This window comes from Solilutibacter tolerans, from assembly GCF_900155935.1.
In the GTDB taxonomy this organism is placed as follows: domain Bacteria; phylum Pseudomonadota; class Gammaproteobacteria; order Xanthomonadales; family Xanthomonadaceae; genus Solilutibacter; species Solilutibacter tolerans.
Genome location: NZ_FTLW01000002.1, coordinates 138217 through 159941, shown reverse-complemented (window position 1 = coordinate 159941; position 21725 = coordinate 138217). Strand labels below are relative to the sequence as shown.

The window sequence follows — 21725 nt, the reverse complement described above, 5'->3', positions numbered from 1 at the left end:
GAGTACGCATGAGCGATGTCATCGCAAGACCCGCCAAGCCTTCTGTGTGGAAAGCTTTCACCCAGCCGGCGGCGTGGACGATGTTCTTCTTCGGCTTCGCCTCCGGCATGCCGTTCCTACTCGTCGCGGGGACGTTGGCGTATTGGCTGAAGGACAACAACCTCGACCTGAAAAGCATCACCTTGATTGCCAGCGCAGGCATGACGTACACGCTCAAGTTCCTGTGGGCGCCGCTGGTCGATCGTTGGGTGTTGCCGATATTCGGGCAGCTGGGTTTGCGACGTGGCTGGATTCTGTTTGCGTTGCTGTGGGTGATTGCTGCGCTCTTGGTGATGGCGCAACTCACGCCCGACCGACTCGCGCCCTTCGTGTGGGTCACGCTCATCGCGGCCTTCGGTGGCGCGACGCTTGACATCGGCGTGGATGCGTATCGCGTCGAGATCGCGCCGCGCCAAGACCAGGGCGCCTTGCTCGCCACATATTCGCTGGGCTATCGCATCGCCCTCATCATCACCGGTGCGATGGCGCTGGTGATGGCTGACCATTTGCCGTGGCCGATGGTGTATCGGGTGATGGCGATCGCGATGTTGATCCCGGTAGCGGCGGTGTTCTTCGCGCGTGAACCGGCCGTGCATCGCATCAAGACCGAGAGCCTGAAGGAAAGCCTCCAGGAAGGCATCGTCGCGCCGTTTACCGATTGCGTGCGTCGCTTCGGCCCCGCGTTGGCCGCGGGCTTGTTGGCGTTCATCCTGCTGGCGAAGGTGTCGGACCAGTCGCTCGGCGGCGGCATCATGGCGCCGTTCTACATCGACCAGGGGTATACGAAGACCGAGATCGGCGCGATCAGCAAGTTGTACGGCGTATGGGTCGGCATCGGCGGCGTGTTCCTGGCCGGTATCGCCATTGCGCGCTGGGGCGTGCGTTGGCCGCTCTTGGCGGGCGTGGTGCTGGGGGCGGTGAGCAACTTGTTTTACGTCTGGTTGGTTGGCGCCGATGGTGATCTGGCCAAACTGACGTTGGTGATTTCGGGCGAGAACCTCGCGCAGGGCTTCCAGGGCACGACGCTAGCCGCGTTCCTGACCTCACTCGTCAACCAGCGCTTCACAGCAACACAGTTCGCATTGTTCTCGTCCCTGGTGATGTTGCCGGGCAAGCTGCTGAGCGCGGTGTCGGGTGGGATCGTCGAGCAGACCGGTTACGGCACCTATTTCTGGATCACCGCGTTGGTGTCGATCCCGGCGATCTTCCTGTTCTTCTGGATGTACCCACGGATGGATCTGGGCGATGGCGAAACGCCGGCGCGATTGCGTGCGATGCCGCCGGAAGATCCGCACTGAATCCAGGCCCTTGCGTCGAGGAGGCATGACCATGAAATCGATCCACGACATCACCGTCACCGACATTGATGGGCAACCCAAGGCCATGCGCGACTATGCCGGCAAGGCATTGCTCATCGTCAACACCGCGAGCAAATGCGGCTTCACCCCGCAATACACGGGACTTGAAGCGATCCACAAGGCCTACAAAGACCAAGGCTTCGTCGTCCTGGGATTCCCTTGTGATCAGTTCGGCCATCAAGAGCCGGGTGACGAGGCTGAAATCAAGTCATTCTGCTCGTTGACTTACGACGTCACCTTTCCGATGTTTTCGAAAATCGACGTCAATGGCGCGAACGCCAGTCCCCTCTTTGAGCTGCTGAAAAAACAGTCGCCTGGCATCTTGGGGACCGAGCGAATCAAGTGGAACTTCACCAAGTTCCTCGTGGATCGCAACGGAAGGGTCGTGGACCGGTTTGCCCCGACCACCAAACCGCAAGAGCTGGCCGGCTCCATCGAGACCGTTCTTGCGGCTGGGTAAGGCAGCGCATGCGGCGTGAACGTGCGCGTTGAGTCGAGCCATGCGCAGGGTTGCCTCAGTAGCAGTGTTCACCACTGTGTTCTGCCACTGCACGTCCCGTCGAGTCGTTTCCGCTAGCGCTTGAATCAAACCGGATAAATCGCACCCAATACACGGGGGCCCGCAGCGCCCGTGACCGATGCGCGATTGCCCGGCAAGCCCAGCAAGGTCTGCCGGGCCAGCCACGCAAACCCCATCGCCTCGATGTGATCCGGATCCAGCCCGTGTTCTTGGGTGGATGTGATGACGACGCCCGGCAGTTCATCACGCAAGGCTTGCAGCAGCGACGGGTTGTGCACGCCGCCGCCGCAGACCAGCAAGCGCTGTGTGTCAGGCTGGGCGGAACGCAAGGCATCGCCGATGGTGCGTGCGGTGAGTACCCGCAGTGTTGCCTGCACGTCGACGGCGGATTCATCGCCGCGCAAACGTGGTGCCAACCACGCGCGCTGGAAATGCTCGCGGCCACTGCTTTTTGGCGGCGGCGTGGCAAACCACGGGTCTTCCAGCAAACGTGAAAGCAAGGCGTCATCCACCACGCCCGTCGCGCCCCAGGCACCATCTTCGTCATACGGGCGACCGGTGTGTTCGTGGCACCACAAATCCATCAGCGCATTCGCCGGCCCGGTGTCGAAGCCGCGCACATCGCTGACTTTCGGCAGCAGCGTGATATTGGCGATGCCGCCGAGATTCAGCACCGCCCGATCTTCACTTGCATCGTGCAAGAGCGCGTGATGCAGGGCCGGCAAGAGCGGAGCGCCGTGCCCGCCCGCCGCGATATCGCGGCGGCGGAAATCCGCGACCGTGGTAATGCCAGTGCGCTCGACGATGCGGCCGGCATCGCCAATCTGCAGCGAAAACGGATGCTTCAAATATGGACGATGCCTCACCGTCTGCCCGTGCGAACCGATCGCCGCGACATCACCCGTATCGATGCCGGCTTCGACCAACACGGCGAGCGCCGCCTCTGCAAACGCCTCGCCGACTTGTGCATCCAATGTGCCGAGTTCATCGAGAGAATCGAGTGAGCCGCCTTGGCCCAGCCACACCAGTCGTGCGCGCACGTCCGGGTCCCACGGCGAGGTGCGTGCGGCAACCACTTCCGCGCGCAGCGGCTCATTGCCGCCATCGATATCCGCGCCGCCTTGGAAGCGCACCAGTGCCGCGTCAATGCCGTCTGCGCTGGTCCCCGACATCAAACCGATATAGAGCTTGTCGTTCATTGCGCCATCGTGGCCGATCACGTCGCCGTGCGCCAGTTGCTTGTGCACAAATGCGAAGGGCGACTTGCGTCGCCCTGGTGCATGTTCGATGTTGCTTGGTCTCAGCCGCGCTTGTCGGCCTTGGTTTTGCCTTTCTCCGAAGCCGCATCAGCCACGCGGATTTCCTCGCCCTGGAAGACGATGTTCTCAACCTCGCGGATCTTGCCCAGCGCGCGCTTGGTCTCGCCCTTGAACTGGGCCAACAGCGTGCCGGACAACGGTGCGGGTGGCGGCAGCATCATCGACAAGGGATTGCGATGCGCGCCGTTGACGCGGAACTCGTAGTGCAGATGCGGGCCGGTGGACAGGCCTGTGCTGCCGACGTAACCGATCACCGTGCCCTGCGTGATGCGTTGGCCCGGACGAATCTTGGCGAAGCGCGACATGTGCGCATAGAACGTGGTCTTGCCCTGGCCGTGATCGAGTTCGACCGCCTTGCCGTAACCGCCATGCCAGCCGACCGACTTCACGCGTGCATCGCCCGCGGCCATGATCGGGGTGCCTGTGCCCGCGGCGTAATCGACGCCCTTGTGCATGCGGAAACGACCCAGCACCGGATGGCGACGGCCACCGAAGCCCGAGGTCAGGCGCGCATACGGAATCGGCATGCGGATGAACGCGCGCTCCAGCGAGCGGCCATCGGCGGTGTAGTAACCGGGCTTGCCGTCACGCTCGAACAGGAAGCCGCTGTGCAGCTTGCCGTCGGTGGTGATGGTCGCGGCCAGCACCGGACCGGTATCGACGAGCTTGCCGTCTTTCCAGGTCTGGTCGACCACGACACTGAAGCGATCGTTGTTGTCGAGGTCGGAATCGAAGTCGACGCTGTACTTGAAGATGTCGTCGGTCAGCTCTTTCAGGTTTTGCGTGGTCAAACCGACCTTGCGCGCGGATTCAAACAGCGAATCTCCCACCGTCCCGGACAACACCACCGTGCGCACATCGACTTGCTGCGGCACGGCGGTTTCGACGATCTTCTCACCCGTCATGTCCAGCTCGACCTTCTCGCCGATACGGGTATAACGGAAGCCGCGCAGCGGACCGCCCGGCGGCAGATCGAACGCGATTTCCGCGCCCGGACGCAGGCGGCGCATCTCCATGTTGACGCCCGGATACTTCAGCAGACGAGCCAGGTCGCCTTGCGGGATATCGAGTTGCTTGAAGATTTCGCTGGCGGTCTCGCCGGCGCGCACATTGACCACCTGCCAGCTGTCGCCCTTGCGGGTTGGACCAGCGACGACTTTCTTCGGGCCGATCTGCGGCAGGGTGAGTGCCATCGATGCACGCGGCGCATGCGTTGGCAGAGCAAGGGCTTGATCGAAGCCGGGCACCAAGGCGCCCAACAAGGCGATGATGCTGGCGAACAGACTGGCGTGCGCCCACTGGCGACGCGTCCAGCGGCCATTGAATCCTGCGGGAATGCGCAAACCTGCATAACGGCGCAGAGCATCGGCACGAAGCGCGCTCAACTTTTGTTGGCGGGCGTCACGCGGGCTGGATTGTGTCATTCAGCAATCTCCACGCCATGTGATGGCGGTGTTAGCGCGGTACCATAAACATATGAAGTCCCTGGGTCAAACCATTGATCTGGTTGGCTTTTTTGAACCCGGTCCGATTTAACGGAAGATTTACGGCCTGCTCCCGTCAATATTACCTATTCAGGAAATTTATCGTGTCCCCATCCAATCCCGCCGATGCACTGGATCTGATCGCCCGCGGGGCCGACGAGCTGCTCAAGCGCGACGAACTGGAAGCCCGCCTGAAAGAAGGCCGCCCGCTGCGTATCAAAGCCGGCTTCGACCCGACCGCCCCGGACCTGCACCTGGGCCACACGGTGCTGCTCAACAAGATGCGCCAGTTCCAGGATCTGGGGCATCAGGTGATCTTTTTGATCGGCGACTTCACCGGGATGATCGGCGACCCCACCGGCAAGAACGTCACCCGCAAGCCGCTGACCCGCGAAGACGTGATGGCGAATGCGGAAACCTACGCCGCGCAGGTGTTCAAGATCCTCGATCGCGACAAGACCGAGCTGCGCTTCAACAGCGAATGGTTCAACCAGATGTCGGCCGCCGACATGGTGCGCCTGGCAGGCCAGCTGACGGTGGCGCGCATGCTGGAGCGCGATGACTTCGCCAAGCGTTACGCCGCGCAGCAACCGATCTCGATCCACGAATTCCTCTACCCGCTCGCGCAAGGTTACGACTCGGTGGCCTTGAAATCGGATGTCGAGCTGGGCGGCACCGACCAGAAATTCAATTTGCTGATGGGTCGCGCACTGCAGGAGTCGCACGGGCAGAAGCCGCAGATCGTGCTGACGATGCCGCTGCTCGAAGGCATCGACGGCGTGCAGAAGATGTCGAAGTCACTCGGCAACTACATCGGCATCGATGAGCCGGCCATCGACATCGTCACCAAGACGATGAAGATCGGCGATGAATTGATGTGGAAGTGGATTGACCTCCTCAGCTTCGACATCTCCATCGATGAGGCGAAGCAACTGCGCGCGGCGATCGAAGGCGGCCAGCTCAACCCACGCGACGTGAAGCTGCGCCTCGCCAATGAATTGGCTGCACGTTTCCACGATGCCGCGAGCGCCGAGCGTGCCGTCGCCGGCTGGCATGCCGCCGTGCGCGGCGAGGGCGACATCGAAAACCTCCCCTTGCAGGATGTCGTCGTGCCGGCCGAAGGGTTGCGCATCGCGGCGCTTTTGACGGCCGCCGGCATAACGCCCAGCAACTCCGAGGCCAATCGCAAGCTCAAGGAACGCTCCGTGCGCGTGGATGGCGAAGTGTTTGAAGACGCCGCACATCTGTTCATGCCCGGCTTTGAGGGCGTGATTGCTGTGGGCAAGCGCAACTTCGCGCGGGTGCGTTTGGTCGCGGGCTAATGATGGTTTGAGCGGCGCGCTTAGCCCTTTGGTTTGCGCGTGGCTTTCTTTGTTGCCTGTTTCGCTACTTTCTTCGCGGTTTTTTTCAGCTTGGGTTTGGGCGCGGGAAGCAGATTGGCGGTGGCGATGATCAAGCGGCGCAGTTCATCGCCATCGTCCAAAAGTTCATCGGCGACTGGATAATCCTTCGCGCCAGGGTACGGCGGGCGCTGCGGCAAGTCGGGGGCGAGCTCCGTCGCCGCTTCTGTCGGCTTGATGAAGAGGCTGTTGTCGCAGGCGAAGGCGACGACTTTCTCGTCAAGGTACAACGCGTATTCGCCAAACATCTTCTTGTGGGTCAGGCGCGCGCCCAAGCCCAATTGCTCGGCAATGTAGTCGACAAAGATGCGATCGGTAGCCATGCCGACATCCTACGCCCATGCGTCTCATCAACTGCGCCGCATTTGCCTAAGATGGAACGATGAATGCAGGACGCCACTCGCAGGCCAAGGCCAAGTTGATCGATAGCACCCAACATGGTGCGGGCTGTGAATTGTTTTTGGTCGAAGGGGATTCTGCCGCGCGATCGGTCGCGAATGTGCGTGATGAATGTACGCAGGCTGTGTTGCCATTGCAGGGTAAGCCGCTGAATGCGTGGCGCGCCGATGCCGACAAGGTGCGCAGCAATATCTTGTACCGGCAATTGGCCGATGCATTGGGCGTGGGTGATCCGACCTTGGCGTCCGCGCCTCGCCCACCCAGGCCGCTGCGCTTCGAGCGCGTGGTACTGCTGTTCGATCCGGATGCGGACGGTGTGCACATCGAGGCCTTGATGCTGCTGTATTTCGCACGCTGGATGCCGACGTTCATCGAATGCGGCCAGCTATGGCGTGTGCGTGCACCGATGTTCACGCTCACCCATCCCGCGACGGGTGAGGTCGCGCAGGCGTATTCGCCCCCCCATCGTGATGCCTTGCTTGTACAAATGCGCAGCAGTGCGTCGGGCGATGTGCAGCAACATCGACATGTGGGCTTGGGTAGCTTGCCGCCCGCGGTGCTGCGGCGATACTGCATTGATCCCGCCACACGTGTTGCACGTCAGGTGGGGCAGGAGGATGTCGATGCCGTACTGGCTGCGTTCGGCCTGGAGGAAACGCTGTGACTGCAGCGTTGAGTGATGTGTTCAGGCGATTCGGGTAGCTGCCATCACCATCAACGCGACCACGCAGATCAGGCCTGCGAACCACACCAGGCTGCGCATCGAGGCTTGGTTGCCGATGTAGAACACCCCGTGCAATACGCGACTGATCACGAATGCCACCGCGAGCCAGCCGATCATGCGTGGAGCAACGCCTGCCAACTGCGCCATCACCACGCCAGCCGCGAAAGCAGGAAACGCTTCAAATGCATTTTTTTGCGCAGCATTCGCGCGGCGCACGCGTGGGCTTTCTTGTTTGTCCAACCACTGGCGCGGATCGCGGTTGTCGTAGCGACCCGTGGTCCCCGAGCTCTTGGCGACCACGGTCCACACATAAGGCAGGAGGGCGGCGATCAAGACGCAGATATAGGCGAGAGTCATGGCAGGTCCAGGGTCGCGAATGATGCGTGGATGATGCACCAGCCACGACTCAAGTGCGCGTCATGGCATTCGCAAAAGGAAACGGCGCCCGAAGACGCCGTTGGTTGGCGGCGGATGTCGTGACGGATTACTTCTTCGCCGCCATCATCGCGTCGCGCTTGGCGCGGAAGGCGCTGGTCTTTAGCCAGTTTGGCCAGCTGCCATCGTTGGCGACGGTATTGCCGACGATATAGAGCGCATTGAGATCTTCGACGATGCCGTCGAGCTTCCAGCTGGCGTCATATTGATCCGCCGCCTTGTGGTAGCGCTTGTCGCGGTAATCGGCCTCGGCTGCCTTGCCGCCATCCACGCCGCCATCGACGAGATCCGTGCCACCCTTGGCATAGAGCGCAGGCACGCCGGCCTTGGCGAAGTTGAAGTGATCGGATCGGAAGTAGAACCCGCTTTCAGGCGAAGCTTCCATCTTCAGTACGCGGTTCTGCGGCTTCACGGCATCTGCCAGGATGTTTTCCAGCTCGGAATTGCCCATGCCGACGACGGTCATGTCTTTGGAGCGACCTGCGACCGACATCGCATCCATATTGATGACGGCAACGGTCTTGTCCATCGGGATGGATGGGTGCGCGACGTAGTACTTGGAGCCAAGCAACCCGGATTCCTCCAGCGTCACCGCCAGGAACACGACCGAACGCTTTGGCTTCGACTCGCTGCGCGCGAACTTTTCGGCGATTTCGATCACGCCTGCTACGCCGGTCGCGTTGTCCACCGCGCCGTTGTAGATGTTGTCGCCGGTTTCGCCCTCGTGCTTGCCGAGGTGATCCCAGTGGGCCATGTAGACGACGGCTTCGTCGGACTTTTCGCTACCAGGCAGCATGCCGATGACATTTCGCGAAGACTTCTCGCTACTGGTGCTCTTGAGGTCCAGTGACATCTTGGCTTTCATCGGCACGGCCTTGAAGCCGCGCTTGCCAGCCGCGGCGCGCAGCGCGTCGACATCCAGCCCTGCATCGGCAAACAAGGTCTTTGCCTGTGAACCGGTGATCCAGCCCTGCGCGGGCAAACGCGGCTCCGGATCGTCCTTCGCGGGCAAGTCGTACTGCGGGCCGGACCACGAATTCTTCACCACATCCCAGCCATACGAAGCGCCGGCATCGTCATGGATGATGATCGCGGCGGCGGCACCCTTGCGAGCGGCCTCTTCGAACTTGTAAGTCCAGCGCCCGTAATAGGTCATGCGCTTGCCTTCGAACAACTGCTCGTCCTGCGCGTGGAAGCCAGGGTCGTTGATCAACAGGACCACGGTCTTGCCTTTGACATCGACGCCAGCGTAGTCGTTCCAGTTGTGTTCGGGCGCATCGACGCCGTAACCGACGAAGACCAACTCGCTGCCGTCGATCTTGACTTCCTTCTCGCCTGTGCGCGTGCCCACCACCATGTCGGGACCGAACTTCAGCGCATGCGGCTTGCCATCGACATCGATGGTCATGCTGGTGGCGGGATCGGCTTCGGTCACCACCATCGGCACGGTCTGGAACCAGTCGCCCTTGTTGCCTGGCTGCAGGCCCAAGCGCTCGAATTGTGCCTTGATGTACTCGACGGTCTTGTCTTCGCCCTGCGTGCCGGGGCCGCGGCCTTCGAATTCATCGGAGGCGAGTGTCTTCACCAATTCGGCGTAATCCGCCTCGTTGATGTCGGCGTTGAAAGCGTGGGTGGAGGTTGGTGTGTCGACAGGTGCCACGGCAGCGGGTGCAGCGGGCGGGTCGGCAGGCTTGCAAGCGGCCAAGAGCGCGGCGGCGGCCACGCCTAAGATCAAAGAATGTTGTCGCATGGGGGCTCCACGAGAGGTAGAGCCCCGATGTTAGCGCGATGTGGCGTGCGGCTCAGTTCGCCGGCGCACGCGGGGTGTCGAAATAGACTGGCGTCGCACCCGTGATCTTGCCGATCCGCGCCGTGCGGTGCACGTACAGCTTCACTTCGTGCTCGAACGTCAGCGCGCCGTCGACGCGTGCATTAGGCCCGATGATGATCCGCGGCGGATCCTGCTTGACGCGCAGGTTGACGATGGTAATGCCGCCATTTTTCTTCGGCTTGCGCACGGTCAGACCGCCGCGCACATGCGAGCCCACGCCCACGGTCACATCGCCCGTATAGGTGACGATGTCGCCGCCCACCTCGCTCGCCACCAGGCCGACTGAGCCGCTCACGGTCTCCACGCCGCGGGCCACGCGTCCATCGCGATTGATGAACACATCGCCGCTGACGGTTTCGGTGCTTTCCAGTCGCCCGCCGTTGTCGAAGCGAATGTCGCCGCTCACGGTCTGCACGCTGCCGGCGCGGCCCCTCGCGCCCAATTCGATGTCGCCGCTGACCGTTTCGGCATCACCCAATTGCACGTCGGCGTCGCCCTGAATGTCGCCGCTGACGGACTCGACATTCTTTGCCGTCACGCCGGCATCGATATCGATGTCGCCGCTGACCGTACTCACGCTGCCCGCACGCACGCCAGTTTCAAGGTCGATGTCACCGCTCACGGTATCCACATTGCCGACGGCGGACTTGGCCGCGACGCGGATGTCATCGCTGACCTTGCTCTGGTTCTGCAAGGCCAGCGCGGCGGGCGTCGCCAGGGTCAAGGCGATTGCCAGCACGAGGGGAGATTTGATCGCCATGGGTGGCTCCTTTGCATGTTTGCTTGCGATTCGGGAAGCGAACCGCTTGCGGACTACAATTCCACAAAGCCCGCACGCGGGCACCTGCCTGAAGTCATTGGTCCCCAAGTCATGCCTGAAGCCCCATCGCGCCCCAAACCCGTCGTCCTCTTGATCCTGGATGGCTGGGGATACCGCGAAGATCCGCAAGATAATGCGCTAGCCCTGGCCGATACCCCGCACTGGCGTCGTCTCTGGGCCGAGCGCCCGCACACGCTGATTCACACTGAAGGCCGTCATGTAGGCCTGCCAGACGGGCAGATGGGTAATTCCGAGGTCGGCCACATGAACCTGGGTGCGGGGCGCATCGTCTATCAGGATCTGACCCGCGTCGATGCGGCGATCGAGGACGGCAGCTTCTTCACCAATGCGGCGCTGGTGCGTGCTTGCGAGGACGCCAAGATCACCGGCCGCACCCTGCACGTGATGGGGTTGCTCTCGCCTGGCGGCGTGCACAGCCACGAGGCGCATATCTTCGCGATGCTGGAGCTCGCCGCACGCCTCAAGGTACCGCGCGTCGCTGTGCATGCATTCCTGGACGGTCGCGATACCCCGCCGCGTTCAGCGCACGACAGCCTGGTTGCGCTGCAAACCTTGTGCGACCAACTTGGCAATGCGCGCATCGCCAGTGTCAGCGGTCGCTATTACGCGATGGACCGTGACGCGCGTTGGGAACGTGTCGAAGCTGCATGGGAAGCGATGGTCGATGCCGAAGGCATGCACACGGCCGGCACGGCATTGAAAGCGCTCGATGCCGCGTATGCCCGCGGCGAAAACGATGAGTTCGTGCAGCCGACGGTGATCGGTGCCGGTGCGAAGATCATCGACGGTGATGCGGTCGTGTTCATGAATTTCCGCGCCGATCGCGCACGCCAGCTGACCGCCGCCTTCGTACAGCCCGGTTTCGAAGGATTTGCCACACGCCGCCCGGTCTTGAGCGACTTCGTCTGCCTGACCGAGTACGACGCCAAACTGCCGGCTACGCTTGCGTATCCACCGGACAACCTGCCCAATACCTTGGGCGAAGTACTGGCAGCGCATGGATTGACCCAGCTGCGTATCGCCGAGACAGAAAAATACGCCCACGTCACCTTCTTCTTCAGTGGTGGGCGCGAGGATTTGTATGAAGGCGAAGGTCGCACGCTGATCCCCAGCCCAAAAGTCGCGACCTATGATCTGCAGCCGGAAATGAGTTGTCCCGAGCTGACCGCCAAGCTGGTCGATGCGATTCGCACGCAGGCTTTCGATGTCATCGTTTGCAACATCGCCAACCCGGACATGGTTGGCCACACCGGTCTTCTGGAAGCGGCGGTGAAAGCCGCCGAAGCGGTCGATGTCGCGGTGGGTGAAGTCGCGGCGGCAGTGGAAGCAGTCGGTGGTGCACTGCTCGTCACTGCCGATCATGGCAATCTGGAAATGATGCGTGACCCTGACACCGGCCAGCCGCATACGGCGCACACCGTCGGCCCGGTGCCGCTGATCTATGTCGGCACGCGTGGCGATGCGCGTTTGCGCGATGGCGGCGCCTTACGCGATGTCGCGCCGACCATGCTCGACTTGTTGGGTATCGAACAACCCGCCGAGATGACTGGCCGGAGTTTATTTGCTGGATGAAGCTCATGCGCGCCCGTGTCGTGGTCTTGATGGTGGCGATGACGCTGCTGGCCGGTATCGCCAGTGCGCAAAGCACGGGTGACACCGAGCGCAAGTTGCGCGAGCTGCGCAAGGAGCTGAAGCAGATAGGCAGTGAACGTCGCAAGCTGGAAGGCCAGCGCGGCGAAGCCAATCGCGCGGTGCGCGATGCCGATGAAGCGGTGGGCCGCACCACGCGCGCGCTCAACGAAACGCAAGCGGCGATCGTGCGAGAGCAACAGGCGCTGGGCGGTTTGCAAACACAGCGCGAGGTGTTGGCGCAGTCGCTGGTCGGTCAGCGCGAAGTGCTGGCCAATTTGGTGCGCGCCTCCTATATGACCGGCCGTGATGCGCCGCTCAAGGTGATGCTGTCGCAAGACCAGATCGCCAAAGCCAATCGCGAGTTGGCCTATTACGGCGCGTTGCAGCGTGATCGTGCCGCACGCATACGCGAAATCAGCGGTCGATTGGCCCAACTCGAAGCGGTGCAAACCGAGATCAACCAGAAGCGCACGCTGTTGGCGGCTGCGCGCGAAAAGCAACAAATCGAACTTGCGCAAGTCGCCCAGCAACGCAAGCAGCGCGCTGCCACCCTGGCGCAAGTCGATGCCAAGTACCGTGACAAGGCCACGCGCGAAAAGGCCTTGGGCCAGGATGCGAAGGCGCTTGAGCGCGTGTTGGCTCAATTGCGTGCCGCTGCCGCGAAGGCAGCGCGTGAGCGTGCCGCAGCTGAAGCCCGTGCGCGCCGCGAGGCGGCGGCCAACAGCAAGCCATCCAGCAAGCCATCCAGCAAGCCGGGCGGGACATCATCGCGCCCTGCGAGGCCGACCCGCGTAGCGACCGCTGCGCCCGTTGCCGTCGGCGGCGCGGGCTGGCCGCTCAGTGGCAGCCTGCTCGCCGGCTTTGGCGGCACCATGCCGGACGGCAGCGCCAGCTCCGGCATGTTGATCGGCGCGGCCGCTGGCACACCGGTGCGCGCGGTCGCCGATGGCCAAGTGGTGTTCGCCGAATGGATGAGCGGTTATGGCCTGCTCTGTATCGTCGATCACGGTAATGGCTATATGAGCCTGTACGCGCACAACGATGCGCTGATGAAGGATGTCGGCAGCAACGTGAAGCGCGGTGATGCGGTGGGCAGCGTCGGCAATTCGGGTGGGCAGGGTCGGCCTGCGCTGTACTTCGAATTGCGCCGCGGCGGCAAGCCGGTTAACCCGACGGTCTGGCTGCGCCGTTGAGACAAGACAGGCCCTTCATCATCCGCTCAACCGGCATCCGCGCATAATCCACCCATTCATGCGTTGAGATGGAGTGACTGATGCGTCTTCGTTCGCTTTCCGTGGTGCTGGCGATCTTGCTGGCCGGACAGGCCCACGCGCAACAACAGGCCGAGCCTGCGCCACCCGAAGGGCAACCAGCGCAAGACATCGCAGCTGTGGATGATCCCGATGGCGGCGAAAGTGTGTCCAAACAGGTGCCGCTTGCCGAGATCCGTCGCTTCGTCAGTGTCTACAACGCGATTCGCGAGGCTTACGTCGAGCCCGTCGCCGATGAAAAATTGATGCATTCGGCGCTGCGCGGCTTGTTGCTGGATCTTGATCCGCACAGTGTCTATTTCGACAAGGACGCCGCGCGCGATTTCAATCAGGATTCCACTGGCGCGTATGACGGCGTCGGCTTGGAATTGCAGCAACAGCCGGGCCCGGTGTTGAAGATCATCGCGCCGCTGGAAGGCGGGCCGGGTGATCGCGCGGGGCTGAAGTCCGGCGACATCATTACTGCGATCAACGGCAAGCCGATCAGCGACGCTGATGGCAGCACGCCGTTGCGCGGCGAGGCGGGCTCGTCGGTGAAGGTCACGATTTACCGCGAAGGCAAGGACAAGCCCTTCGATGTCACTTTGGTACGTGAGCGTATTCGCCTGCAAAGCGTGCGTCAGCGCATGTTGGAGCCCGGTTATGGCTATGTGCGCGTGTCGAGCTTCCAGAGCGGCACGGCGGAAGATTTCTCCAAGGCGGTGAACGCGCTGAAATCTCAGTCCGGCGGCAAGCTCAAGGGTCTGCTAATTGATTTGCGCAGTAATCCTGGCGGTTTGCTCACCGGCGCGGTGCAAATGGCTGACGATCTTTTGGATAGCGGTGTCATCGTCAGCACGCGCGGCCGCTTGAAAGGTGGCGATACCAGTTTCAGTGCGACGCGTGGCGACATGATGTCGGGTGGGCCGGTAGTGGTCCTGGTCGATGCGGGATCTGCGAGTGCATCGGAAGTGTTGGCAGGCGCATTGCGTGACCACAAGCGTGCGCGCATCGTGGGTAGTCGCACGTTCGGCAAGGGTTCGGTGCAAACCTTGTTGCCGCTCGACAATGGCGATGCGGTGAAGCTCACCACTGCGCGCTACTACACGCCCAGCGGTCGCTCGATCCAGGGCGTCGGCATTGCGCCTGACGTGATCTTGCATCCCGAAGACGCCAGCGCCGACGACATTGCGCGGATCAACGAAGCAGCGTTGCCCGGCCACCTGCGCGGCGAAGAAGAAGGCGAGGCGATGGCAGGCGAGAACGCCGGTGCCGTCTTGCCGGGTGATGCGCCGATGCGATCGGCCTTGGCAGAGTTAAAACGCATGGCGGGCGAGGTGCCGCCGCTGCCGGCAGGCAAGGTGCCGCCTATCACTGTCGAGCCTGCGGTGCCGACTACACCGCTGAAATAAACAGAGTGATGTGCGCCGGGTGTCGCGTCAGTTTTGACGCGGTATCGGGAACGGCGTGATCACGCGGCTCGTCTCGCTGGCATCGCGGATGGTCGCGGTGCCACGGCGTTCGACTTCTTCGATGCGCAACACGTTGTGCATAGGCAGGTGCAGCGCCTTGGTGTCGGCGAACTCTTCGCGCAAACGTTCTTCGGCAGGATCGACAAGCACGCCTTGGCGCGTGTCGAAATCTAATTCGCCCACCTCGATGAATCCCCAGATCGAACTCGACGCTACGCGTCGCGCATAAACCACATACAGCTTGTCCTGATGGTGGAAGTGCAGGCGATAGAGTGGTTTCGACATCGTACGATTATAAGCCGCGTGCGGTGACGGCCTGCTCAGTAGCCGCGTTCCTTGCGCATTCGTCGCGCGATCGCGCCACGTGACAACAGTGCCAGCAAACCGCCCGCGCCGAAGCCGGCTATATGTGCCACCCACGCCACTTGGCCATAGGCCGGCCCTATGTAGGCAAACAACACCTGCAGCAGGGCCCACAGTCCGATCAAGAGTACGGCGGGCGCGCGCACGAACTCGAGGAACAAGCCCAGCGGCAAGACCACACCCAGGCGTGCCTTCGGGAACAGTGCCAACCATGCACCGATCACCGCCGACACCGCGCCACTGGCACCGATCACCACTTGATCATCGGCAACCGACACAGAGGCGGCCAAGTTGGCAATGGCGCCGCCAATCAGAAAGACGGTGAGAAAACGCAGCGAACCCAATAGCCGCTCCGAGGGGAGCCCGAAGATCATCAGGAACACCAGGTTGCCAACCAGATGCGACCAATCGCCATGCAAAAACAGTGCGCTGAACAAGCGTGCCCAGCGCCACGGGTCAGACAAGGTGTTGATGTCGCGTCCCAAGCCGCCCAGCGCCCCCCAGTTTTGGAGTAGGGCTTGGCGTTCAGGTTCGGGCATCATCTGGGTCCAAACGAAGGCCGCGCACAGCACGACCACCAGCAACGGCGTGACCCAGCGGGGGTGGCGCTTATGGCGAGGGGGGATAGCGACGAACAAGTGGACCTCCTGTGGGTTGCCACCATACGGTGATTCGTGCACTGCGAGATGTTACGACGAAGTTAATGCCGCTATAGTGCGGACGGTGCCGTATGCCGGGAGGGTTCCTGGCGCACGCCCAGCGCGTCGCAGGCCACCAAGAAATTCACACAACCGAGCATACGGAGAGAACAAATGCAGCATGTTTCCACCACCGCGCGACTGTCGGCCTTGGCAGTTGCCATTGTCGGTGTACTGGCCGTCGGCAACGCCGCAGCGTCCGGCTTCCAGATCCGCGAGAACAGCATCAAGGCGCAGGGTCGTGCTTTCACCGGCACCACGGTGGCGAAGGATGATGCGACCGTCGCCATCACCAACCCGGCCGCAATGGTGAACCTCGACAAGACCACCGTGTCGGCCAACGTCAGCGCCATCGATCTCAATGGTGATTTCAGTGGCACCGCAATTGCCGGCGCCCCCTTTGCTGCCAGCAACAATGCTGCAGTGAGCGCCCTTGCGCGTCCGGCAGGTGGCGGCAATGGCGGCGACCCGGGTGATGTTGCTGCCGTGCCGTCGTTTGCCGTGGTGATGCCGCTGCATGGCAGCTTCGAAAACCTGTGGGTCGGCTTCGGCGTCAATGCACCGTATGGCCTGGTGACCGAGTGGGACGCCGACTGGATGGGCCGCTACAACGCCGTCGAATCTGACGTGAAGGTCATCGATGCCACGTTGTCCGCCGCCTGGAAGGTGAATGATCAGTTCTCGATGGGTGTTGGCTTCATCTTCCAGCACTCTGAGGTGACCCTCAGCAACGCGCTCGACCTTGGCACCGCCGTGTGCTCGCAGCTGGCTGCAGGCGCAACCACGGCCGCTGGCCTGGCTGCGCTCACCAACCTCTGCCTGGCCCCGACCGCACCGTACAAGCCCGGCCAGAATGACGGCTTCTTCTCCGTGACCGGCAAGGACAACGGCATCGGCTGGACCCTCGGCATGCAGTGGAGCCCGATCGAGAAGCTGACCGTCGGCTATAACTACAAGTCTGAAATCGACCACAAGCTGGAAGGCGACGTCGACTTCACCATTCCGGCGAACGTGATGGCCCTGCCGGGCATGAGCACCCGTTTCGCCGACGGCAAGGGTGGCGCTGGTTTGACCACCCCGAGCACCCACACCTTCTCGGCACGCTATGACGTGACAGATGGTTTCCGTCTGTTTGGCGAAGCGCAGATCACCAACTGGTCGTCGCTGGACGTGGTGACCATTCAGCGTGACAACGGCACCGTGCTGGGCAGCGAGGACTACCACTGGAGCAATTCCAGCATGTACTCGTTGGGCGCCGAGTACGACCTCAGCCCGTCGTTCACTCTGCGTGGCGGCATCGGTCGTGACGAAACCCCGACGCACGATGTCAATCGTTCTCCGCGTCTGCCCGACAACGATCGCAACCTGTACAGCATCGGTGCCACCTGGCATGCCACGCAAAACCTGAGCATCGATGCGGCCTACTTGCGCGTCAACCTGAAGGATTCGCCGATCAACGCGACGTCTTCGACCGGTACCCGTCTGACGGGACAAGTCGAAGGCAATGCCAACGTCTTCGGTTTGGGCGCGACCTACAAGTTCTGATCTCGGTCAGGATGCAAAAAGGAAAACCCCGCTTCGGCGGGGTTTTCCTTTGGGGTGGATGTGGCTTCGATGGCGCGACGCAGTGCGCGCCCGTCTTATCACTCGCCTAACGTCAGCAAGCTCGCGTTGCCGCCCGCCGCCGTCGTGTTGACGGTCACCGTCTTCTCGGTCGCGAAGCGCGGCAGGTAGTGCGGGCCGCCGGCCTTCGGTCCGGTACCGCTCATGCCCTGGCCGCCGAAAGGCTGCACACCGACCACTGCGCCGATCTGGTTGCGGTTGACGTAGATGTTGCCGACCTTCGCGCGTTGCACGATGCGGTCCACGGTTTCATCGATGCGCGAGTGGATGCCGAGCGTCAAGCCGAAACCGGTGGCATTGATCGCATCGACGACCTGATCGAGTTCATCCGCCTTCCAGCGCACCACATGCAGCGCCGGACCGAAGTTCTCGCGGGTCAACTGGTTGATCGATTGCAACTCCCACGCCATCGGCGCGACGAAGGTGCCGTGCGCGGCTTCGTCCGACAGCTTGGCAGCAGCGATCGGCTTGGCCTCGCGCTGCATGCGCTCGGCGTGCTGGTCCAGCTGCGCCTTGGCGTCGGCATCGATCACCGGGCCGACGTCGGTGGACAGCTCCCCCGGATTGCCGACTTTCAGCTCGGCCATCGCGCCGGCCAGCATGCCGATCACCTTGTCTGCGATATCGTCCTGCACCATCAACACGCGCGCCGCGGAACAGCGCTGGCCGGCCGAGGTGAACGCGGAACCCAGTGCATCCTTCACCACTTGTTCCGGCAGCGATGAGCTGTCAGCGATCATCGCGTTCTGGCCGCCGGTTTCGGCGATTAGCGTCGCGATCATGCCGGTGTCGCGCGCCGCCAACGCGCGGTTGATCATGCGCGCGGTTTCGGTGGAGCCGGTGAAGCACACGCCGGCCACGCGCGCATCGCGCGTCAATGCTGCGCCGACCGTCGCGCCATCGCCCGGCACGAACTGCAGCACGTCCGCCGGAATGCCGGCTTCGTGCATCAATTTCACTGCGGCGTAGCCAATCAGATTGGTTTGCTCTGCAGGTTTCGCGATCACCGTATTGCCGGCGGCCAACGCCGCCGCGATCTGGCCGGTGAAGATCGCCAGCGGGAAGTTCCACGGGCTGATGCAGACGAACACGCCGCGGCCGGAGAGCTGCAGCGTGTTGGATTCGCCGGTCGGGCCGGGCAGGGCTTCGACGGTGAACGCCTTGCGCGCTTCGATCGCGTAATAGCGCAGGAAGTCCACGGCCTCGCGCACTTCGGCGATGCCGTCGGGAATGGTCTTGCCGGCTTCCTTGGTGCACATCGCCATCAACGGCGCGATGCGTGCTTCCATGAGGTCGGCGGCTTTCTCCAGCATCGCGGCGCGCGCATCCACGGGCGTCGCATCCCACGATGATTGCGCGGCCAGCGCGTTCTCCATCGCGCGCTCGACGATGGCGGCGTCAGCTGGCTGCCAATGGCCAACCACTTCGCGGCGATCAGCCGGGTTGGTCACGGCGATGCGCTCGCCTGTCACGTTCGCGCCGGGCACCAGCGACGAAGCCGTCCAGCTGCCGCTACCGGCGTTGTTGATCTCGGCGGCCAGTTGGCGTAGCGCGTCGTCGTTGGCGATGTTGATGCCCATGGAATTGTCTCGTGGCTGATGCTGGCTGCGGTAGAGGTCGACCGGCAGCGGGATGCGGGGATGCGGGATCTGCTCGAAGGCGGCGACGACCTCGATCGGGTCGCGGACCAGGTCATCGACCGGAATGGCTTCGTCGGTAATGCGGTTGACGAAGCTGGAATTGGCGCCGTTCTCCAGCAAGCGACGCACGAGGTAGGGCAGCAGGTCCTCGTGACTGCCGACCGGCGCGTACACGCGGCAGGGCACGTCCAGGCGGTCGGCCGGAATCACTTCGGCGTAGAGGTCATCGCCCATGCCGTGCAGCTTCTGGAATTCGTAGCGGAAGCCGTTGCCTTCGCGCGCACCACCGAATGCGGTCTTCGCCATCTGGTGAATCGCGGCGATGGTTTGCGCGTTGTGCGTCGCGAACATCGGGTAGATCGCATCGATGTTCTGCAGCAAGCGGCGCGCATTGGCCTGGTAGCTGACATCGGTATTGGGCTTGCGCGAGAACAGCGGATAGCCGGGTTGGCCGTCCATCTGCGCACGCTTCACTTCGGCATCCCAATACGCGCCTTTCACCAGGCGAACCGGGATGCGGCGGCCCAGTTCACGTGCCTTGGCCGCGATATAGTCGATGACGAACGGTGCGCGCTTTTGATACGCCTGCACGACGATGCCGAAGCCGTTCCAGTCGCGTAGCGAATCATCGGCCAACACATCGAAAATCAAGTCGAGCGAGAGCTCCAGCCGCTCGGTTTCTTCGGCATCGATGGTCAGGCCGATGCCATAGCGCTTCGCCAGTTGCGAGAGTTCCAACAGGCCAGGGCCGAGCTCGGCCAGCACGCGTTCGCGCTTGGCGTGCTCGTAACGCGGGTGCAAGGCAGACAACTTCACCGAGATGCTGGGGGCGGCGAACACATCGTCGAACGGGCCGGTGGCGCCGATCGCATGGATGGCTTGTCGATACGCTTCCAGATAGCGGGCGGCGTCCTTCATGGTCAGCGCGCCTTCGCCCAGCATGTCGAAGGAATAGCGATACGCGGCGTTCGCACCCTTCTTCGAGCGATCCAGCGCCTCGCCGATGGTCCGCCCCATCACGAACTGGTGGCCCATGATCTTCATCGCCTGGCGCGTGGCGCCGCGGATGACGGGTTCGCCCAGCTTGCCGACCAACCGGCCAAACGCGCCGACGGCGTCGCGCTGGGTGTCATCCGACAGGTTGACCAGCTTGCCGGTCAGCAAAAGCCCCCAGGTCGAGGCATTCACCAGCAGCGAATCGCTCTGGCCCAGGTGGCGACGCCAGTTGGCATCACCCAATTTGTCGCGGATCAGCGCATCGGCGGTGTCCTGGTCCGGGATGCGGAGCAGGGCCTCGGCCACGCACATCATCAACACGCCTTCTTCGCTGCCCAGGTCGTATTGGCGCATGAAGGACTCGACCAGGCTCGCATCGCTGGCGCGGGCGCGCACCCGGCGCACCAGGTCGGCGGCCGTGGCGCGTACGGCGGCGCGATCGGCCTCCGATTGGCGAGCCTGGGCCAGCAAATCCTGGACATGGGCGGCCTCATACAGCACCCAGGCGCGTGTAATCGCCGCGCGCAAAGGGGAGTGGGGGGGTGGGGGCACTTGGGAGAGCAAAGGGGCGCTCACGGGCGGGAGGCTCGATGGGGCGAGGGAGAACCGCCGATTATATGTCGCCGTGAGGCACGAATATGGGTGCCGAAAGTCCGGCATGCTTGCCGCGCAGGGGCTGCGCCCGCTACCATTTCCGGGATTGAGCCGGCATCGTGCCGGTGTTTTGTCACGCGATGCCGCCTCATGCGGCTCGCACGCATTGGGATCCTTCAGACATGGTGCAATTCGCACGCGCCGTCAAGGCGATGGCAATCGGGACGCTGCTGGCGTGCCTGCCCCTGGTGGCATGGGCGCAATCCGCTGACCCTCATCGCTGGCAGCTCAACATGGGACGCGGCGTCACCCCGACATCGCATGCCGCCTACTCGGCGCATATGTGGGTGCTTTGGATCTGCGTCGTGATCGGCGTGATCGTGTTCGGAGCGATGGCCTACGCCATCTTCAAGTTCCGCCGCTCCAAGGGCGCCGTGGCCGCGCAGTTCAGCCACAACACCACTGCTGAGATCATTTGGACGGTCGTGCCGGTGGTCATCCTGATCGTGCTGGCCTTCCCGGCCACAAAGAACCTGATCAAGATGTACGACACCCGCAACGCCGAGATGACCGTCAAGGTCACCGGCTATCAGTGGATGTGGATGTACGAATACCTGGGTGAAGACGTGTCCTTCACCAGCCGCATGGACCGCCGTAGCGACGAGATCCGCCAGACCAAGCAGGACGCGCGCGATGCCAACCATCCGCATTACCTGCTGGATGTCGACAACGTGCTGGTGCTGCCCACGGACACCAAGATCCGCTTCGTGATCACCGCCGACGACGTGATCCACGCGTGGTGGGTGCCGGCATTGGGCTGGAAGCAGGACGCCATCCCCGGGATCATCAACGAGGCCTGGACGCAGATCGAGAAGCCGGGCATCTACCGCGGCCAGTGCGCTGAGCTGTGTGGCAAGGACCATGGCTTCATGCCGATTGTGGTGAAGGCCGTGCCGAAGGCCGAGTACGCCGCGTGGTTGGCCGAGCAAAAAGCCGCCGCCGCGCCGGCCGAAGCCGCCCCGGTCGCCCCCGCCGAAACCCCGGCTGAAGAAACCGCACCGGCGACCGCCGCCGTTCCTGCCGCCGCTCCCGCTTCGGCGGGCTGAT

General features: G+C 62.8%; 18 protein-coding genes. 9 read left to right on the top strand and 9 right to left on the bottom strand.

Annotated features, from left to right (window positions below; all coding sequences use genetic code 11):
* The first annotated feature begins 8 nt into the window (after positions 1-8).
* Together BW989_RS03900 and BW989_RS03895 are read left to right on the top strand one after the other, a co-directional pair.
* Positions 9-1337 carry an AmpG family muropeptide MFS transporter gene (locus BW989_RS03900; RefSeq protein WP_076585587.1) on the top strand — a complete coding sequence of 443 codons (1329 nt, stop codon included), beginning with the start codon at positions 9-11 and terminating at the stop codon, positions 1335-1337.
* Between the two features lie 31 nt (positions 1338-1368).
* The gene (locus BW989_RS03895) at positions 1369-1857 is read left to right on the top strand and encodes a glutathione peroxidase (protein WP_076586412.1); all 489 of its coding nucleotides are present in this window, start codon (positions 1369-1371) and stop codon (positions 1855-1857) included.
* A 125-nt stretch (positions 1858-1982) separates the two neighbouring features.
* On the opposite strand, the gene BW989_RS03890 is transcribed toward BW989_RS03895, so the two are convergent.
* The gene (locus tag BW989_RS03890; RefSeq protein WP_076586410.1) at positions 1983-3116 is read right to left on the bottom strand and encodes an anhydro-N-acetylmuramic acid kinase; all 1134 of its coding nucleotides are present in this window, start codon (positions 3114-3116) and stop codon (positions 1983-1985) included.
* Between the two features lie 101 nt (positions 3117-3217).
* Positions 3218-4660 carry a M23 family metallopeptidase gene (locus BW989_RS03885; RefSeq protein WP_076585585.1) on the bottom strand — a complete coding sequence of 481 codons (1443 nt, stop codon included), beginning with the start codon at positions 4658-4660 and terminating at the stop codon, positions 3218-3220.
* A 164-nt stretch (positions 4661-4824) separates the two neighbouring features.
* On the opposite strand from BW989_RS03885, the gene tyrS reads away from it, so the two are divergent.
* Entirely contained in the window at positions 4825-6042 is a 1218-nt protein-coding gene (tyrS, locus tag BW989_RS03880) for a tyrosine--tRNA ligase (RefSeq protein WP_076585583.1), read from the top strand.
* A 20-nt stretch (positions 6043-6062) separates the two neighbouring features.
* Here the strand turns inward: tyrS and BW989_RS03875 are convergent, their stop codons facing one another.
* Positions 6063-6443 carry a TfoX/Sxy family protein gene (locus tag BW989_RS03875; protein WP_076585581.1) on the bottom strand — a complete coding sequence of 127 codons (381 nt, stop codon included), beginning with the start codon at positions 6441-6443 and terminating at the stop codon, positions 6063-6065.
* A gap of 59 nt (positions 6444-6502) precedes the next feature.
* Between BW989_RS03875 and BW989_RS03870 the strand changes: the two genes are divergently transcribed.
* Positions 6503-7183, top strand: coding sequence for a toprim domain-containing protein (locus tag BW989_RS03870; protein ID WP_076585579.1), 681 nt, complete (start codon positions 6503-6505; stop codon positions 7181-7183).
* A 21-nt stretch (positions 7184-7204) separates the two neighbouring features.
* On the opposite strand, the gene BW989_RS03865 is transcribed toward BW989_RS03870, so the two are convergent.
* From BW989_RS03865 to BW989_RS03855, 3 genes are all read right to left on the bottom strand, one after another.
* A complete protein-coding gene (locus BW989_RS03865) occupies positions 7205-7600 on the bottom strand; it encodes an MAPEG family protein (RefSeq protein ID WP_076585577.1) in 396 nt (131 codons plus the stop codon).
* 127 nt (positions 7601-7727) lie between these two features.
* Positions 7728-9428 carry a M28 family metallopeptidase gene (locus tag BW989_RS03860; protein ID WP_076585576.1) on the bottom strand — a complete coding sequence of 567 codons (1701 nt, stop codon included), beginning with the start codon at positions 9426-9428 and terminating at the stop codon, positions 7728-7730.
* A 52-nt stretch (positions 9429-9480) separates the two neighbouring features.
* The gene (locus tag BW989_RS03855; protein WP_129582806.1) at positions 9481-10269 is read right to left on the bottom strand and encodes a DUF4097 family beta strand repeat-containing protein; all 789 of its coding nucleotides are present in this window, start codon (positions 10267-10269) and stop codon (positions 9481-9483) included.
* Between the two features lie 111 nt (positions 10270-10380).
* Here BW989_RS03855 and gpmI point away from each other — a divergent pair, with 111 nt between their 5' ends.
* The 3 genes from gpmI (at position 10381) to BW989_RS03840 (ending at position 14644) form a co-directional block, all read left to right on the top strand.
* Positions 10381-11922, top strand: coding sequence for a 2,3-bisphosphoglycerate-independent phosphoglycerate mutase (gpmI, locus tag BW989_RS03850; RefSeq protein ID WP_076586407.1), 1542 nt, complete (start codon positions 10381-10383; stop codon positions 11920-11922).
* A 5-nt stretch (positions 11923-11927) separates the two neighbouring features.
* On the top strand, positions 11928-13175 hold the full coding sequence (locus tag BW989_RS03845; protein WP_083688304.1) for a murein hydrolase activator EnvC family protein: 1248 nt from the start codon (positions 11928-11930) through the stop codon (positions 13173-13175).
* Positions 13176-13255: 80 nt separating this feature from the next.
* Positions 13256-14644 carry a S41 family peptidase gene (locus BW989_RS03840; protein WP_076585573.1) on the top strand — a complete coding sequence of 463 codons (1389 nt, stop codon included), beginning with the start codon at positions 13256-13258 and terminating at the stop codon, positions 14642-14644.
* Positions 14645-14671: 27 nt separating this feature from the next.
* Here the strand turns inward: BW989_RS03840 and BW989_RS03835 are convergent, their stop codons facing one another.
* The gene (locus BW989_RS03835; RefSeq protein ID WP_076585572.1) at positions 14672-14989 is read right to left on the bottom strand and encodes a DUF1820 family protein; all 318 of its coding nucleotides are present in this window, start codon (positions 14987-14989) and stop codon (positions 14672-14674) included.
* Between the two features lie 35 nt (positions 14990-15024).
* The gene (locus BW989_RS03830; RefSeq protein ID WP_076586405.1) at positions 15025-15705 is read right to left on the bottom strand and encodes a rhomboid family intramembrane serine protease; all 681 of its coding nucleotides are present in this window, start codon (positions 15703-15705) and stop codon (positions 15025-15027) included.
* 174 nt (positions 15706-15879) lie between these two features.
* Between BW989_RS03830 and BW989_RS03825 the strand changes: the two genes are divergently transcribed.
* Positions 15880-17310, top strand: a complete 1431-nt coding sequence (locus BW989_RS03825; RefSeq protein WP_076585570.1) for an OmpP1/FadL family transporter — start codon at positions 15880-15882, stop codon at positions 17308-17310.
* 98 nt (positions 17311-17408) lie between these two features.
* On the opposite strand, the gene putA is transcribed toward BW989_RS03825, so the two are convergent.
* Positions 17409-20684 carry a bifunctional proline dehydrogenase/L-glutamate gamma-semialdehyde dehydrogenase PutA gene (gene putA / locus BW989_RS03820; RefSeq protein ID WP_083688200.1) on the bottom strand — a complete coding sequence of 1092 codons (3276 nt, stop codon included), beginning with the start codon at positions 20682-20684 and terminating at the stop codon, positions 17409-17411.
* 146 nt (positions 20685-20830) lie between these two features.
* On the opposite strand from putA, the gene coxB reads away from it, so the two are divergent.
* Positions 20831-21724: a cytochrome c oxidase subunit II gene (gene coxB, locus BW989_RS03815; protein WP_129582839.1), complete on the top strand. Its 894-nt coding sequence runs from the start codon at positions 20831-20833 to the stop codon at positions 21722-21724.
* Position 21725 lies beyond the last annotated feature (1 nt).

What these genes read in the sequence shown, in the direction of transcription:
- BW989_RS03900 (WP_076585587.1), top strand. Translation starts at nt 9, where the DNA reads ATGAGCGATGTCATCGCAAGACCCGCCAAGCCTTCTGTGTGGAAAGCT.
- BW989_RS03895 (WP_076586412.1), top strand. Translation starts at nt 1,369, where the DNA reads ATGAAATCGATCCACGACATCACCGTCACCGACATTGATGGGCAACCC.
- BW989_RS03890 (WP_076586410.1), bottom strand. Translation starts at nt 3,116, where the DNA reads ATGAACGACAAGCTCTATATCGGTTTGATGTCGGGGACCAGCGCAGAC.
- BW989_RS03885 (WP_076585585.1), bottom strand. Translation starts at nt 4,660, where the DNA reads ATGACACAATCCAGCCCGCGTGACGCCCGCCAACAAAAGTTGAGCGCG.
- BW989_RS03875 (WP_076585581.1), bottom strand. Translation starts at nt 6,443, where the DNA reads ATGGCTACCGATCGCATCTTTGTCGACTACATTGCCGAGCAATTGGGC.
- BW989_RS03870 (WP_076585579.1), top strand. Translation starts at nt 6,503, where the DNA reads ATGAATGCAGGACGCCACTCGCAGGCCAAGGCCAAGTTGATCGATAGC.
- BW989_RS03865 (WP_076585577.1), bottom strand. Translation starts at nt 7,600, where the DNA reads ATGACTCTCGCCTATATCTGCGTCTTGATCGCCGCCCTCCTGCCTTAT.
- BW989_RS03860 (WP_076585576.1), bottom strand. Translation starts at nt 9,428, where the DNA reads ATGCGACAACATTCTTTGATCTTAGGCGTGGCCGCCGCCGCGCTCTTG.
- BW989_RS03855 (WP_129582806.1), bottom strand. Translation starts at nt 10,269, where the DNA reads ATGGCGATCAAATCTCCCCTCGTGCTGGCAATCGCCTTGACCCTGGCG.
- gpmI (WP_076586407.1), top strand. Translation starts at nt 10,381, where the DNA reads ATGCCTGAAGCCCCATCGCGCCCCAAACCCGTCGTCCTCTTGATCCTG.
- BW989_RS03845 (WP_083688304.1), top strand. Translation starts at nt 11,928, where the DNA reads ATGCGCGCCCGTGTCGTGGTCTTGATGGTGGCGATGACGCTGCTGGCC.
- BW989_RS03840 (WP_076585573.1), top strand. Translation starts at nt 13,256, where the DNA reads ATGCGTCTTCGTTCGCTTTCCGTGGTGCTGGCGATCTTGCTGGCCGGA.
- BW989_RS03835 (WP_076585572.1), bottom strand. Translation starts at nt 14,989, where the DNA reads ATGTCGAAACCACTCTATCGCCTGCACTTCCACCATCAGGACAAGCTG.
- BW989_RS03825 (WP_076585570.1), top strand. Translation starts at nt 15,880, where the DNA reads ATGCAGCATGTTTCCACCACCGCGCGACTGTCGGCCTTGGCAGTTGCC.
- putA (WP_083688200.1), bottom strand. Translation starts at nt 20,684, where the DNA reads ATGCCGGACTTTCGGCACCCATATTCGTGCCTCACGGCGACATATAAT.
- coxB (WP_129582839.1), top strand. Translation starts at nt 20,831, where the DNA reads ATGGCAATCGGGACGCTGCTGGCGTGCCTGCCCCTGGTGGCATGGGCG.